This is a genomic window from Pseudomonas frederiksbergensis (genome assembly GCF_001874645.1).
Lineage (GTDB): Bacteria > Pseudomonadota > Gammaproteobacteria > Pseudomonadales > Pseudomonadaceae > Aquipseudomonas > Aquipseudomonas frederiksbergensis_B.
Genome location: NZ_CP017886.1, coordinates 2,731,813 through 2,745,199 on the forward strand (window position 1 = coordinate 2,731,813; position 13,387 = coordinate 2,745,199).

The following is a 13,387-nucleotide window of genomic DNA, read 5'->3' on the forward strand; positions in this document are numbered from 1 at the left end:
AAACTCTTCTAGAAGCGGTAAGTGAGGTCGATGACCAGGCGCAGGTCGCTTTCGCGATCGCCGTCATAGGGCCGGTTGAGCAGGCTCAATACGGCTCCCGCCTCGAACACGTCGTTCCAGCTGACGCGCTGGCCGTAACTGAGCAAACCGACGGCACCCGTTCCGTAGTCGCGCTGGCTGTAGGTCCCCGCACCGGCCTGGAACTGCTGGCTCCAGGCCGTTTCGTAACGGTGATAAAGCACGTGGTTGACGCTCACCGTCGGCAACACGCTGAAGTCGGATTTCGGGTTGAAATACGGCACGTCTTCACTCATCGAGTTGTGACTGCTGCCGACTTCCAGGCCGAGATCGACTTGCACGCCCGGCGCGCGGTACACGCCTTCGCGACCGGTCAGCAACGCTTCGAGGCGGTTGTTGCCATCGCTGAAGTGCGACGGGCTGACGGCCAGTTTCCACTCGCGACTTTCATTGGCGCGCCAGCGGATAAAGCCGCTACCGCCGTTGGCAGTGACACCGCTGTTCAAAGCCCGCAGCGGCGTGTTGGCTGACAGATAATCGAGGCTGCCGCCGTACTGCCAGTGATCGTCGATGTCGCGGGCCAGTGCCAGGCGCGCGCCGGTTTTGTCGCCGTAGCCAAACGAGTGATTGGAGACTTCCGCTTCGAGGGTCATGTCGCGGGTTCGCCGTTCGACGCCCAAGCGTTGCCAGCGGTGATATCCGGTGCCTTCCTGAAAGTCGCCGGTGGCGAACCCGGCACCGCCGAACAGCCGCCAGTCCTCATCGATCGGTGGGCTGTAGAGCACGCTTTCAATGCCCAAATCACGGCTGCCGGTCACGGCGCCAGCGCCGTTGTTGCCTGCGCCATAACTCTTGCCGCCATAGCTCGAAACCCGCAACTCGGCCATGTCATGCACGTCGCGCACGCGCTCCAGACGTTGCACCTGACGGTTATCCGGGAAGCGCGCGCCGACGTCATCGGCCAACGCATCGAGCTGACGCCATTCCTGTAAATCCAGCGCGGTGTAGCCCTGGCTGACTTCCAGGCCGACATCACGCGGCGCCATGCTTTCGGTTTCCTTGAGCTGGGATTCGGCGCGCCGTGGCCAATCGCGAGCGCGGTACAGATCCGCCTGAGCCAGACGCAAACCGACATTGCCGGGCGCCTGATCGACCAGCGCCGCCAGCCGCTGCTCAGCCGACGGCAAATCGGCGCCATGGGTGCCGGCCTGAGCGGCCAGTTGTTGAGCGTCCATCCATTTGTCGTTGGGATCGCCCACGGGCTGGCCCTTGAGTTCGATCCGTGGTCTTTGGCTCTGCGCCAGGGTCTCGGCGAGCTTGCGCGCCTCCATCGGTTGATCGCTTTCGAGCAAGGCGTAATACAGCGCGGTGCTGTCTTCGAGGCGATCGCCAACCTCCGCGTCTGGCGCCGCCAGCACCTGACGGTACAGATCGACAGCGGCCTCAGGCTGACGTTGATCCAGATACGAAGCGGCCACCCAGCGCAGCGCATAGGTCGGAATCGTCGCACCTTCGCCGATCAGCTGTTGGTAGTCATGAATGACCTCGGCGGTGCGCGCACGGGCCTTGAGCGCGCCCATGCGGTCGATGCGCCAGCGCACCACGTCGTCGTGGGCTTGCGCGTCCGGGGTCCAGGTTTTGAGCAGTTGGTCGTAATCGGCCAATGCACAGTCGGCGATGACGTAACGTTCTTTTTCGCTGCGCGTGGCCAGTTCCGCCAGGCGCACCCGCTCGGCCGCCACATCGCCTTCGATGCGCCGCAACACGCTCGGATCGATCAACCCTGGACGTTGACGGGCCAGACGCAAGGCCGGCTCCGGCAAGCGCGCACGTTGCAAGGCAAAGACGTATTCGCGGGCGACATCCGGGTTGTTGCCTGCCCGAATGAACGCCTGATCGTATTCGAACAGCGCGTCATAGGTCGCCCCGGCGCGGGTCAAGGCGTACGCCAGCGCCAGTCGGCGGGCCGGGTCCTCGGGTTTGGCCGCGACCAGGGTTTTGGCGCGGCTGACGGCCTCTTCAGGTTTGCCGCCGTCGGCCTGGGTCAACGCCAGACCCAGTTGCAGATCAGCATTGTTGGGCTCAAGCGCCAACGCCTTGCGGTACAGCGCAGAGGCCGAGTCCCAGCGTTTGAGATTGCGGTAGGCACGGGCAGTCGCGGTCAGTGCCTGAACCGACAACACCCGGTTGCGTCCTTGAGCTTCATAGACCTCGACCACTTCGCTATCGAGACCCGCCCAACTGGCGATCTGCAAATGATCGCTGACCTGGCCGGTCGTCAACTGGCTGTCGGGAACCTGGCGCAGCACGCTGAGTACCGGGCTGTAATTGCCGCCTCGCGCCTGACGGATCAAGCCGTCATAGGCCGTATCGGCAAAGGCCAGCGTCGGCCAGAGCAATTGACTGCACAACGCCACGCAAATCATCGGGCGCAGATGGGGATGGAAAGTACGCAACATTCGCAAGCTTCCTCTACGAGGAGAGCTGGAGCGATGGGTTCCCCTGAGCACTACACCTCAGGCGGCCGGTGCCTTATGACCCAGCCAAGCTATCCTGTGGTGGAGTCTTCCATGGCGACGAAGGGCAAAAGACGAATCCGCATATTTCTTCAGAATCGTCCTACACAGAAAAACGCCCAGTCTCTCCGCTAAGGCGAAGGCTAGGCGTTTTTCCGAGGCGGCTAAACCTGCCGCGATGGTGTTACGGGGTGCTTGATCGTGCGGTGCGTGGCGTTTACTGCATCGCGCCAGCGTTGCCGAGCTTGCTCATCACAAAACCGACAAATTGTTCGACGGTCATTTTCTGGCCGTTGAAGTCCACCTGATTGTTGGTGTAATGCAGCTTGGAGACGATGTTGTTGCCATCCAGCGTTGCCAGTTGCGTACCAACGGCCACGCTGCTGACCATGTTACTGGTCGCGGTGGCTTGATCAGCAACCGCTTTGGCATCGGTCTGGCCTTGCATCTGTGCCTGCACAGTCACCAGGTCGGAGATCATCGGCTTGGATATCTGCAGATTGAAGTCCAGCAGGGCAATCATTTGCTTGCCCAACTGGTCGGGGGGCAGGTCCAGAGATGTTGGCTTGGTCAGGTCAACGACCAGGCTGGTGCGGCTTACACCGTTCGGGGTGGTGAACGAAAAGTTCTCCAGCGCCACCTGTGGCTGAGCGGCCAGCAGGGTCTCCAGACCCGCCTTGACCTGCGCCTGCTCGGCATCGGTAAGGTTCAGCTCTGGCGCCGGCTCACCCGCAGCGGCAGCCGCGGCGGCGGCCGCTTCGTAGGGTTGCAGTTTGCTCTGGTAGATCTGCACCAGCGACAGCGTCGACGGGATATCGAGGTTTTTCATGCTCCAGGCCATTTGCGCCGAGCCGAGGGCCTTGTCGTTGAGGGCGATTTCGCCAATCTTGTAATCGGCACGGCCTGCCGCGTTGGTCCCGGACTCGGTGGTGGAGCTCTTCATTTCGGCGTTCTTGAAGGTCATCACCGACTGTTTATCGCCAAACGTGGTTTTGGTGCTGGTCAGCTCGACGACGTTTTCTCCCAAGTAGTAGCCATAGCTGCTTTTGCTGAGATTGCTGGCCAGGGTCAGACCATTCAATTCGACTTTCACCGGGGACTGATCTTCGGCAACGCTGGTCAGCGTGAGGCTGTCCATGTAACCGTCGGCTTTGACCTTCTGGGCCTGGGCGCTGGCCGACACGTCGAGGTTCAGACCGGAAAATTTCAGTGTGGATTTGTCATCCAGTGCCGTGTCGACGGGCAGCAGTTCAAGGTTGCCGCTGGTGGCACGGTCATAGCCGATGTTGACCACACCCTTGAGTGGAGGCGCGTCCTGGGTGGCGGCGAACCATTTTTCAGTCAGTGGGGTCTTTTCCAGCGAGTAGTGACTGGTGGCCATGACCGGCAGCCATTTCAGCGACACCAGACGCGAGAATGGCAGCGGGCCGTGTTCGATGTGGTCAACGAACAGCAGTTCTACGCCATCAGGGTTCTGACCGAACATTTCGCCCTGGCCTTTGACGCGGTAGTGCGCGGTGCTGCTGAACAACTGACGATCCAGCGACACCAGTTCCAGGGTCGCGGTGCCTTTGGAACCGACCATCGCCGTTTGCAGCTCTTTGTTGGCGTCGGCGATAGAGGTTTGCAGCACCCCTTCCAGTTTCGTGCCGGTGTACCAGGCGCCGCCAGCACTGATTGCACCAATGGCCACAACGATTCCCAGAAGCACGCCTGCTGATTTATTCATGAATGACCCGATCAATGTCCGTTGTTGAAAATGTGGTCGTCTTCCCTGAACCCTCGACGGGTTGCGGCTCGACTCCGCTAAAAGTGCGATGGAGATTAGCATTTGCGCCGTAAGGCGGCCCAATGATTAAAGGTGAAAGTGTGTAGCCGCGCGAAATGAAAAGATCGTCCGAACGCGGCCCGAACCTGCGGCAGCTCCTGCGGTGCGGTGTCTAATGGAACTGCCGCAGGCTGCGATCTTTTTGCAGCGTCGATGCGCTCAGGAATACTGCACTTCGATCTCATCGAGCTGATGATCAAAGCTTTTCAGCCGTGCCGTCCACGTGTAGACCAGCACTTCGAAATCACGAGTGATCACCGCGCCATTAGGTGATTCCGGGCGCGGGTCGCAGAAATCCAGTTGATAGCGCTCGCGGGCCATGGCGTTGGCCACGTCGGAGAGTTCGCGGGCATTGTTCAGCCAGTGCCAGCCTTCATCGGTGACCTGTTTGTCGAGGGCCAGGCATTGGGTTTTGAGCGCTTCGAGGCTTTTTTCCAGTGGGGTGCCGGTGAGTTCACCCATGACTTCCTGAAAGGTACGTCCCGGTTGCCAGTAACTGCCCCAAAAATACCGGTCGAATACCGTTTCAACCCGGCGCAACGCCACCTTGGTGTCCCAGATCAGCACCAGGGTCTTGCCTTGTTCGAGTTGTTTTTTCTTGATCCGCTGGGTTTGCAGCGAAGCCCAGGCGACGACCGCAATTGACATCACTCCGATCAGCGCACTGGCACTGTCGAGAAAAATCAGAGCCTTATCGAGCTGGTGCGCCAGCATCACGCCATAGAAATACGTAGCCGAGAGCAGCACCAGCGCGATAATCGCGCACCAGAAGCCGGGAGCATAAGGGTTTTTCATTATTCGAATCCCCATGACCAACGCGAGCCTTGACTGCCGGATCCGCCCGCGCGGACCCGACATGTAAAAGCATAGCAACGGCCTCAGGGTTTCGTCGGCTGTGAACCTTGCGTTCGTCCGCTTTCCCAGCCACCGCCCAGCGCCAGGAACAAATCGATCTGGCTCATGGCGACCTGGGTATTGGCGCTCGCCACCTGTGCACGCACGTCGGTGTAAGTGCGGGTCGCCTGCAAATCGGCGAGGAACGACGCCCGGCCCGCCTGGAAGAAGCGGTGAGTCTGGTCCGCCGCCAGCTGCGCCGATTGCTCGGCATCGACCAAGGCATCGCGGCGCTGCAACAGCGAGGAATACTGCGCCAGACCGGTCTGGGTTTCGCGAATGGCGTTCAATACCACCCCGTCAAAGTGCGCCAGCGCGCCTTGAGTCGCCGCTTCAGCCTCATGCACACGTGCCCGGGAGCCGTTGGACGGCACGGTCCAGGTCAGCAACGGGCCGAAGCCCCAGCGATTGGTCTGCGGTTGGCCGAGGTGATCGAGAATACCCACAGTACCGACGGTCGCCCCGATGCTGATGTCCGGGTACAACTGACCGGTGGCGACACCGATGTCCGCCGTTTCGGCTGCCAATCGACGCTCGGCTTGACGCACATCCGGCCGCCGCTTGAGCAATGTGGCACCGTCACCCACCGGCAACAATTGCGCAATCTTTGGCAGCTCATGGCAGTTGCTGGTACCGGCGGGCAATTGATCCACCGGTTTGGCCAACAGCATCGACAAACGGAACAGTCCGGCCTGACGGGCGGCTTCATAACGCGGCATATCGGCGCGCAAGGATTTGAACTGGGTTTGCGAACGGGTGACCTGGGTTTCGTCGCCGCGCCCGGCATCGCGCAGCCGCTGAATCAGCGCAGTGCTCTGGCCTTGCAGGTCCAGTGAGTGCTCAGCGATTTCACGCTCTTCGTTGGCCGCGCACACTTGGGTATACGCCCGCACGACATCGGCGACCAAGGTGATTCTCGCGGTGTCCGCTGCCGCTTGCGTCGCATCGGCATTGGCCTTGGCCGCTTCCATGCCGCGCTGCAACGTGCCAAACAGATCAAACTGATACGACGTGGTGATGCCGATGTCACCGACGTTGGCTACCGGAACCTTTTCCGGCAGCAAAAAGGCTTCGCCGGATTCCTGCAAACGCTGGGCGCCCATCTTCACACCACCGCTCCAGCCTCCCGCCGACTCGGCCTCTTCGACTTGGGCGCGGGCGCGAGACAGGTTGGCTGCCGCTACCCGCAAATCGGTGTTGGTGGCCATGGCCTGACGCACCAGTTCATCCAGACGCGGGTCCTGGTACAGCCGCCACCAGTCGCCCGGCACCGGCGCCGACACCACGTTTTGACCGTGCGCGGTCAGGTCGCCCTGAAAGTCCTCGCGGTGCACCGCCGCATCGATGGGCACATGGTAATCCGGGCCGACCACCTGACAGGCCGACAGCAGCAAGCCGAGACCGGCCGTCGCTAAACAGGCGGCCGCTTTCATTGCGCCGACTCCTGCTCGGGTTTGTCACCGATGATCGACACGGTTGCAGTGCGCCCGGCGATCATGCGGAAATCTGCCGGCACGTCATCAAAGGCAATCCGCACCGGAATCCGCTGCGCCAACCGCACCCAGCTGAACGCCGGGTTAACGTTGGGCAGCAGGTTCGAACCGCTGCTGCGGTCACGGTCTTCGATGCCGGCGACGATGCTTTCGACATGCCCGCGCAACCGCGCACGGTCGCCGATCACGCGGATATCGACACCTTGGCCGACATGAATGCCGTCGAGTTTGGTTTCTTCGAAATAGCCGTCGATGTGGAAGGAATTGCTGTCCACCACCGACAACACCGGACGCCCGGCGGTGACGAACTCCTGAGCACGCGGTGCGCGGTCGTTGACGTAACCGTCCACCGGGCTGCGGATTACCGAGCGGTCGAGGTTGAGCTGGGCGCTGTCCACCGACACCTGAGCCTCCGACAACGCCACCTCGGCGCGGGCCACCCGGGACTGGCTCTCTTCCAGTTGCTCGCCCGGCACCAGATTGCCCAGGCCACGGTTGCGCTTGGCTTCACGCTGCGCCTGAGCCAGGGTTTCCTGACGGTCGGCGACCGCCGCTTTGGCCTGGCGCAGCGCCAGTTTGAAACGGTCCGGGTCGATGCTGAACAGCACCTGGCCGCGTTTCACCCACTGGTTGTCACGCACTTCCACTTGCTGGATCAGCCCGGAAACGTCCGGGGCGATCTGCACGATATCCGCACGAATGTGCCCGTCACGGGTCCACGGAGCGAACATGTAATACATCACCATGCGCCAGACCACGACGACCGCGAAGGTCACCACCAACAGGGTCAACACCACACGGCCAAGGGTCAAAATAGGTTTTTTCATGTCATCAGGTATCGACTGAGTGAGTCCACGGCACCGAGCAGCAAGGCGTAAAGACCCACGTTGAACAATGCCCGGTGCCAGACCAGACGATAAAAGTGCAGGCGCGTCAGTAACCCGTGCACCACCAGGTACAGCACGTACGTAATGCCCATCAGCACCAGCAACGTGGGCAGGAACACCCCGCTGATGTCCAGATCACCAATCATAAAGGCGCTCCATCGATACCCTGGGGAAACCGTTCATCGGCCTCGCTGCCGCCGATGAACTCCACGCCCGGCAACAGCGCCAGACGCAGACCGGCGAGGGCGTGCAGGAGGTGCAGGCGGGTTTCGCCGTCACCTTGCAGGCCTTGGCCATTGAGTGCGCGCCGAGTGCGATCCAGGGTCATCAGCAACGGCGCCGGGGCAGGCAGACGTTCGCCGGCCTTGAGACAGGCCTTGAAGTATTCGCCGACCTCGGCCACCACCTGACGCAGCAAGATATTCGGCACACCCGACACCCGTGGCGCATAGGCCAACAAATCCAGCAGGTTCAGCGCCACGCGCACTTCGCGCAGCGCTATACCCGTGTCCTGACCGGTCATCGCCAGACGCGGCAAATGCTGCATCAGCCGATCGAGCATTTGCACACCCAAATGCCGGTGTTCAGCGAGGTTCGCCGGTTCAGTCATGCCGACGATGTCGCGCCAGCTGAAACGGGTCAGACGCTTGGCCGCCAGCTCCGAACCAAAGGGCCGCGCCACTAGTGTCCAGATGAAGGCAAACAACAAGCCGATGGGCCCGGCGAGGTTGGCGTTGGCGAAACTCAAAAAGTCCGCGTCGTAGGCGCCCTGGATGCTGATAAAGGACGAGGTGTTGACGATGGTCAGCAGCATGCCGAGGTAAAAACGCGGTTGTACGGTCAGTGTGCCGACGCAGATAAACGGTATGGCGAACGCCAGCACCAGCATCGGGAAGTCATGCAGGTTCGGCAGGATCAAAAACAGATAAAGGCTGGCGAACAGCACCGACATCGCGGTCCAGAAAAAGAACCGGTAAATCTGTGGCGCCGGATCGTCCATCGCGGCGAAAAAGCTGCACGCCACCGCAGCCAGAATCACCGCACTGCCGCCGTCGGTCCAGCCGAGCAGAATCCACAGCACCGAGGCGACGATGATTGCCAGCACCGTCGACGCCGCCGAATACAGCATCAGCCCACGGTCGAGAAAAGGTGTCAGCCGGCCCAGCCGCCAATGGCGGTAGACCGCACGCCAGTTGTCCTGGCTTTCACAGCGAATCGCTTCTTGCAGGCTGCGCAGGTCTTGCCACAAATCGATCCATTCACCCAGGCGATACAGCGCGTTGGAAAACAGCAATGGCTTGCGATCATCCAGGGCATCAAAGCTCGGTTGCAAGGCTTCGAGTTGATGACGCAGTGCTTGCCAGCGCTCGACCGAAGCGTCTGTGCGGTCGAGCCAATCAATGGTCGCGGCCAGCAGCGGCGCGAATTTATCCACCAGCTCAGGGGTGCGCCGCTGCAAGGCATACAGCGCATCGTCCAGCGCATCCACCACCGGCAGCAGGTGAATCATTCGCCCGCGCAGTTCTTTGGTGTTGCGCACGGTTTGCGGCCGCGCACCTTCGTGGGGCAACTGACCGATCATCAACTCAAGGGAGTTGAAGGTCGCAACCATCGACGCGCGCAAGGCGCTGACTTCGTCAGGCTGCACGTTGCGGGTCAGGAAGCGCTGGCTGTAGGTCACCGCATCGCTGAACCACTTGCTCACCGCATCATCGAATACCGGTGCCAGCCGCCGTGGCCAGAACATACTGCCGACCACCGCCGCGCAGACGATGCCGAGAAAGATCTCTTCGGTCCGCGCTTCCGCCACGTCCCACACCGCCAGCGGGTTATCCACCACCGGCAGAGCGATTAGCGGCAAGGTGTAGCCGGCGAGCATCAGCGCGTAGTTATTGGCGGTGCGCAAATGCATGGACAGAAACAGCAGGATGCCGGTCCACAGCGCGATGACCAGCACCAGCACATACGGGCTCTGGACGAACATCGGCACAAACAGCAGCGCAGCCGCCGCACCGGTAAAGGTGCCGATGGCGCGGTACAACGCCTTGGAACTGGTCGGCCCGACGAACGGGCTGGAAACGATGTACACCGTGGCCATCGCCCAATACGGACGCGGCATTTGCATGAGCATGGCGATGTACAACGCGATCATCGATGCGGCGAAGGTGCGTACGCCGTAGAACCAGTCGCGGGCCGGCGGTATGCCGCTAAAAAATCCGTTCACGATGGGGTCACCGGTAACGGCTGCTCCGCCACCTCGAACGCGCGAATCACCCGCAGCGCCGCCTCCAGATCCGCCGGATCGATGCCTTCGAGCACCTCACGGCGCAAGCGCACCAACTCGGCTTCTACCGCTTGCACCAGCTCACGACCGCTGTCGGTGAGGCTCAGGCACTTGGCGCGACGATCAAGGGGATCTTCGGCGCGGCAGACATACCCGGCCTGGCACAACTGATCGAGCAAACGCACCAGCGACGGACTCTCCATCCCCGCCGCCTGCGCCACCGTCACCTGCCGCACACCCTCGCCCAAACGCCCGATCATCAACAACGGAACGGCGCAGGCTTCGGAAATACCGTAGTTGACCAGCGTGGTCTGGCAGATTTTCCGCCAATGCCGCGCGGCCACCACCATGGCACTGCTGATGTTCATCTGAAGGGCGTCGAGGGTCTGGGACACGGGGAAATTCGCACACTGTTAGTTTGCTAACTATCAATATCGCATTGGCGGGGAAATTCAGTCAAGTTTTGAAACAATTCTCTGGTCATTGCCGCAACGGTATCGAGCGACCCTGAGATTACGAACGGTAGCTAGGTTTTCACTGCTACGTCGGCACAGAAGCCCAAAGCAGCCAGATCAAGAGGGAAACTACCTGATGGACATCAAACCTATCCAAAGCGATGAGGACCTTGCGAACGCACTTTCGCGAATCGAGCAGTTATGGGGTGCGGCGCTGACATCGCCAGAGGGCAATGAGCTGGAGGCATTAGCGACGCTCGTCAAAATTTATGAGGACGAGCATATGAGCATTCCCGCGCCTTGCGCGGGAATGCTCTGAAACGACCTCAGCTCGCTTGCACCGCGTGTGCTGCCAGGCGGTGTTGCAGCTCGTGCGTTGATCAGTAGCAGCTGCCGAGCCTGCGAGGCTGCGTTCGAGGACGAAGTCCTCGCAAATTCTGAGCCCTCGGTTTGCCTGAAGGAATGCGTTGCCTGATTCGACGACTGCTTCGCCCGAGCGCGGACCGAGCCGAACGCAGCCTCGCAGGCTCGGCAGCTGCTACGGGAGTAGTCCTGCACCGTATTTCAACGTTGCGTAGGCCTGGGAACAGAATGCTCCACGTTCAGATTGAATCTGACGCGGAGCATCGTTATCGCATCAGGTCGCTTGTGCAGCTTGTGCGGCCAAGCGGTGTTGCAGCTCTTCCATCAAATCCAGCCCATCGCGCAATGACACGTACGCGGCGTTGATCAGGCGGTAGAAGTCTTTGTCATTGAGATCGCGCAGGGTGATCGAGGTTAGGGTTTCCAGCAGATCGGTGCCGATGCGCACACGGCTACAGGCAGTTTCGTGGAGAAAATGGGTTGGTGCGAGGATGTTGTAGGCCAAAACGCAGGCGGGGGTTGGGTTGGTTGTCAGTGGACGATACGGGTGCATAAGAGATGAACTCCAGAATGGTGAAATTATTCACCACCCTCCGTCGCCAAACGGGATAGGTGGCAACTGTACGCAGGTTGGCGAACCGGTCACCATCCAAAACCGGCAGACCCGAAGGTCTCCCGCGCACAGCCGCCATAAAACGAATCGCCAGCACCGAAAAACATGCACAGCAATGGTTCAGACGCTATTGCGCGGAGGTGAATAGGATCGCCAAATCCTGTCGCCGATGTGCGGCGACGTGGCGAACTATAGGGGGGCGTTTCGGGGTTCGCAACCTAGCGGGAGAGCTTAGGATTTTTCTTCGGGTCTTTTAGTCCATTCGTACGCCGCAGCCTTGGATAACCTTGATCACAGCTAGCTCACTCATGCTGACTAGCAAGCCAAAAGATCGCAGCCTTCGGCAGCTCCTACGGATTTGCGTACGGGTTCGACTGCTCGGCGTAGGAGCTGCCGCAGGCTGCGATCTTGGCGATCCTGCACGCGCCGAACGTCTGCGGCTTACGTCGAAGTGCCGTGTATTTCTCTTAACTGACCGGCATTCCCCCCCGCCCCTTCCTCAGCAGCACATCCAGTTGATCCACCACCTCAGTCCAATCGGAATCGTCGAGGATGTCCTCACGCAGAAAATCCGCCTGGCATTTGGTCCAGAAGAACGCGTCGGCCAGGTGCAGTCCGGGTTTCAAGGGTGAGTGGGTGGCGATGAATTTGTCGATGCTTTCGGCGTCGTCGGGCAGGCCGAGTTGTTTGAACAGGTTGGGGAGGCTGTGGGTGGGTGACTCCATGGGGGTTGGCTCCTGAGTTGTTTGGGGGGAGGCCGGGGACTGCTGCGCAGTCCATCGCGGGCAAGCCACGCTCCCACAGTGGGGGCGTGGCCACCAGGCTACTGACTCAGCTCGCACACTTCGGCATGGGGCACCATTTTCAGGTACTGGTCCATGCTCAAGTGCACGAGGTTGTTGTGGTTGCCGGCTTCGACGTAGATCTCTTTCTGGCGGGTCAGCAACGGGTCGATGACCATGTCCAGGCCATAGGATTCGCCCAAGGCCGGAACCGCACCGCGTTCGCAGTCGTTGAACAGGTGGGCCAGGGTGCTTTCGCGGGTGACTTGCCATTCGCCGCTGCCGCGTACCTTGGTCAGGTCCAGATGCCGGCTGGCCGGCAGGACGGCCATCAGGTAGTGGCCGTGACGGTCGTCGAGGATCACCGATTTCGCCACGCGCTCAGCAGGAATGCCCGCCACCCGGGCGGTTTCCAGGCTGCTGGCCGAATGCGGGTGAGTGACCACGTCAAATTCGCAGTGCGCCTCTTCCAGGCTGCGCTGCACGGTTCTTGCCATACGCATGATGCACCTCAGTGTCCGTCGCCAGGCGGGCGGACGATGGTTAAACAGGTTGGCGTCTCCTCTAAAGTCTAGGCCTACTGCCGGCGCCCGGCGATAAATCTGCTCACTGGAGACCTGCAAAAACTGATCAAAATTCGTTCAACCCAAGGCTCAACTAGACTATAAGCAGGGCCACTGTGTGGCTCGCAGACGGATGACTCTCCTGGAGGGTCAAGTGAACACTCGCGGGTGGTGTGCAGTTGCACTGTTGTTGGGGTTGAGTGGGTCGGTTTTCGCGGCAGACACTGTCGTGCTGATTGTCCCCAACCCACTCGGCGTCTGGCTGATGATGTTTGGTATTGCGTTCATCGTGGCCGAGGCGGTGCTGCCCAACTATGGCGTGGTCGGGCTGGGCGGCATTTTGATGTTTGTGATCGGCGCAGTGATTCTGAGCAATGCCGATGTCCCCACGCCACTGATCATCGGTCTTGGACTGATCAGCGCCCTGCTGTTGGTCGCGTTGCTGATCCATGCCCTGAAAACCCGACCGCGCCACATCGTCAGCGGCGATGCCGGGCTGCTCGGCAGCGTCACGCAGGTGACCGCGTTGCAGGACCACAACACGCATAAGGGCTGGGTGCATTTGCAAGGCGAACGCTGGCAGGTGCACTGCAAGGCACCCTTGCATCCCGGGCAACGGGTGCGAGTGGTGGCGCGCAAAGGAACGCTGCTGGAAGTGGCCGCGGCTGACGCGGCGCCGCAAGGAGAATGA

Annotated in this window: 13 protein-coding genes; 2 read left to right on the forward strand and 11 right to left on the reverse strand. The window is 60.9% G+C overall.

Annotation, left to right across the window (positions count from 1 at the left end):
• Positions 1-8: 8 nt before the first annotated feature.
• The 8 genes from pgaA to BLL42_RS13305 all read right to left on the reverse strand — a co-directional run bounded on the left by pgaA (position 9) and on the right by BLL42_RS13305 (position 10,288).
• Positions 9-2,477: a poly-beta-1,6 N-acetyl-D-glucosamine export porin PgaA gene (gene pgaA / locus BLL42_RS13270; protein ID WP_071552504.1), complete on the reverse strand. Its 2,469-nt coding sequence runs from the start codon at positions 2,475-2,477 to the stop codon at positions 9-11.
• Between the two features lie 274 nt (positions 2,478-2,751).
• Positions 2,752-4,263: a YdgA family protein gene (locus BLL42_RS13275; RefSeq protein WP_071552505.1), complete on the reverse strand. Its 1,512-nt coding sequence runs from the start codon at positions 4,261-4,263 to the stop codon at positions 2,752-2,754.
• Positions 4,264-4,521: 258 nt separating this feature from the next.
• Positions 4,522-5,157, reverse strand: coding sequence for an NADH:ubiquinone oxidoreductase subunit N (locus BLL42_RS13280; RefSeq protein ID WP_071552506.1), 636 nt, complete (start codon positions 5,155-5,157; stop codon positions 4,522-4,524).
• Between the two features lie 83 nt (positions 5,158-5,240).
• The gene (locus BLL42_RS13285) at positions 5,241-6,689 is read right to left on the reverse strand and encodes an efflux transporter outer membrane subunit (RefSeq protein ID WP_071552507.1); all 1,449 of its coding nucleotides are present in this window, start codon (positions 6,687-6,689) and stop codon (positions 5,241-5,243) included.
• Complete coding sequence (locus BLL42_RS13290; RefSeq protein WP_071552508.1) at positions 6,686-7,576, reverse strand: efflux RND transporter periplasmic adaptor subunit; 891 nt, start codon at positions 7,574-7,576, stop codon at positions 6,686-6,688. Before BLL42_RS13290 ends, BLL42_RS13285 begins: the two co-directional genes overlap by 4 nt.
• A complete protein-coding gene (locus BLL42_RS13295; protein WP_017478036.1) occupies positions 7,573-7,782 on the reverse strand; it encodes a DUF1656 domain-containing protein in 210 nt (69 codons plus the stop codon). The genes BLL42_RS13290 and BLL42_RS13295 overlap by 4 nt, the downstream gene beginning before the upstream one ends.
• Positions 7,779-9,860: an FUSC family protein gene (locus tag BLL42_RS13300; protein WP_071552509.1), complete on the reverse strand. Its 2,082-nt coding sequence runs from the start codon at positions 9,858-9,860 to the stop codon at positions 7,779-7,781. The genes BLL42_RS13295 and BLL42_RS13300 overlap by 4 nt, the downstream gene beginning before the upstream one ends.
• Positions 9,857-10,288 (reverse strand): MarR family winged helix-turn-helix transcriptional regulator, encoded by a 432-nt coding sequence (locus BLL42_RS13305; RefSeq protein WP_071552510.1) that lies wholly within the window; start codon positions 10,286-10,288, stop codon positions 9,857-9,859. The genes BLL42_RS13300 and BLL42_RS13305 overlap by 4 nt, the downstream gene beginning before the upstream one ends.
• 223 nt (positions 10,289-10,511) lie before the next feature.
• On the opposite strand from BLL42_RS13305, the gene BLL42_RS13310 reads away from it, so the two are divergent.
• Complete coding sequence (locus BLL42_RS13310) at positions 10,512-10,694, forward strand: hypothetical protein (RefSeq protein ID WP_071552511.1); 183 nt, start codon at positions 10,512-10,514, stop codon at positions 10,692-10,694.
• Between the two features lie 318 nt (positions 10,695-11,012).
• Here BLL42_RS13310 and BLL42_RS13315 read toward each other — a convergent pair whose 3' ends face one another.
• The 3 genes from BLL42_RS13315 to BLL42_RS13325 all read right to left on the reverse strand — a co-directional run bounded on the left by BLL42_RS13315 (position 11,013) and on the right by BLL42_RS13325 (position 12,636).
• Positions 11,013-11,291, reverse strand: a complete 279-nt coding sequence (locus BLL42_RS13315) for a hypothetical protein (RefSeq protein ID WP_071552512.1) — start codon at positions 11,289-11,291, stop codon at positions 11,013-11,015.
• 527 nt (positions 11,292-11,818) lie between these two features.
• Positions 11,819-12,076 (reverse strand): DUF2789 domain-containing protein, encoded by a 258-nt coding sequence (locus BLL42_RS13320; RefSeq protein WP_071552513.1) that lies wholly within the window; start codon positions 12,074-12,076, stop codon positions 11,819-11,821.
• 98 nt (positions 12,077-12,174) lie between these two features.
• On the reverse strand, positions 12,175-12,636 hold the full coding sequence (locus tag BLL42_RS13325) for an aminoacyl-tRNA deacylase (RefSeq protein WP_071552514.1): 462 nt from the start codon (positions 12,634-12,636) through the stop codon (positions 12,175-12,177).
• A 214-nt stretch (positions 12,637-12,850) separates the two neighbouring features.
• On the opposite strand from BLL42_RS13325, the gene BLL42_RS13330 reads away from it, so the two are divergent.
• Positions 12,851-13,387: an NfeD family protein gene (locus BLL42_RS13330; protein ID WP_071552515.1), complete on the forward strand. Its 537-nt coding sequence runs from the start codon at positions 12,851-12,853 to the stop codon at positions 13,385-13,387.

Coding starts and splice junctions, on each gene's coding strand:
- BLL42_RS13295 (WP_017478036.1), bottom strand. CDS start 7,782: ATGATTGGTGATCTGGACATCAGCGGGGTGTTCCTGCCCACGTTGCTG.
- BLL42_RS13315 (WP_071552512.1), bottom strand. CDS start 11,291: ATGCACCCGTATCGTCCACTGACAACCAACCCAACCCCCGCCTGCGTT.
- pgaA (WP_071552504.1), bottom strand. CDS start 2,477: ATGTTGCGTACTTTCCATCCCCATCTGCGCCCGATGATTTGCGTGGCG.
- BLL42_RS13305 (WP_071552510.1), bottom strand. CDS start 10,288: ATGAACATCAGCAGTGCCATGGTGGTGGCCGCGCGGCATTGGCGGAAA.
- BLL42_RS13320 (WP_071552513.1), bottom strand. CDS start 12,076: ATGGAGTCACCCACCCACAGCCTCCCCAACCTGTTCAAACAACTCGGC.
- BLL42_RS13290 (WP_071552508.1), bottom strand. CDS start 7,576: ATGAAAAAACCTATTTTGACCCTTGGCCGTGTGGTGTTGACCCTGTTG.
- BLL42_RS13275 (WP_071552505.1), bottom strand. CDS start 4,263: ATGAATAAATCAGCAGGCGTGCTTCTGGGAATCGTTGTGGCCATTGGT.
- BLL42_RS13285 (WP_071552507.1), bottom strand. CDS start 6,689: ATGAAAGCGGCCGCCTGTTTAGCGACGGCCGGTCTCGGCTTGCTGCTG.
- BLL42_RS13280 (WP_071552506.1), bottom strand. CDS start 5,157: ATGAAAAACCCTTATGCTCCCGGCTTCTGGTGCGCGATTATCGCGCTG.
- BLL42_RS13310 (WP_071552511.1), top strand. CDS start 10,512: ATGGACATCAAACCTATCCAAAGCGATGAGGACCTTGCGAACGCACTT.
- BLL42_RS13325 (WP_071552514.1), bottom strand. CDS start 12,636: ATGCGTATGGCAAGAACCGTGCAGCGCAGCCTGGAAGAGGCGCACTGC.